The following is a 665-nucleotide window of genomic DNA, read 5'->3' on the forward strand; positions in this document are numbered from 1 at the left end:
ACACCGGCTGCGCGGTCATCCTCGTCACCCACGACCTGCTCGACGTGTTGACGCTGGCCGACCGGGTGTTGATCCTCGAGTCCGGGTCCATCGCCGAGATCGGCCCGGTTGCCGACGTCCTGAGCGCCCCGCGCAGTCCGTTCGGCGCGCGCATCGCCGGCGTCAACCTGGTGCAGGGCACCCTCGGCGACGACGGCGCGCTACACACCTCGACCGGCGAGCGCTGGCACGCGGCCGCTCCGGGCCCGGTGACCCCGGGGCAGCGCACCGTCGCGGTCTTCGCGCCGACGGCGGTGTCCGTCTACCGCGACCAGCCGCACGGCAGCCCCCGCAACACCGTCGCGACCACCGTCGCCGAGCTCAACGTCCGCGGCGCCGCGATGCTGGTGCGCGGCGAGCAGCAACCCGACGGCGCGCCGGGGCTGGCCGCGGAGATCACCGTCGACGCGGCGGCGGAGCTGCGGCTGGCGCCGGGGGAGCGGGTGTGGTTCTCGGTCAAGGCCCACGAGGTGGCGCTGCACCCGGCGGCGCACTGATTGCGCTTCGGCAATATCGACAAAACCCCACGGCAATCGTCCGCAATGTCCTTGCGTCACAGCGGTAACACGGTAGGTTCGTCGCCATGACTCAGGTGGACCCGACTTCGACACGCCGCAAAGGGTTAC

The 665-nt window shown here is 71.9% G+C and carries 1 protein-coding gene; it reads left to right on the forward strand.

The features are described from left to right. Positions 1-536: TOBE domain-containing protein (locus A5714_RS20125; protein ID WP_197513826.1), on the forward strand; the 536-nt coding region annotated here is incomplete at its 5' end. Positions 537-665: the final 129 nt, after the last annotated feature.

This window comes from Mycobacterium sp. E2462 (assembly GCF_001672685.1).
In the GTDB taxonomy this organism is placed as follows: Bacteria; Actinomycetota; Actinomycetes; order Mycobacteriales; family Mycobacteriaceae; genus Mycobacterium.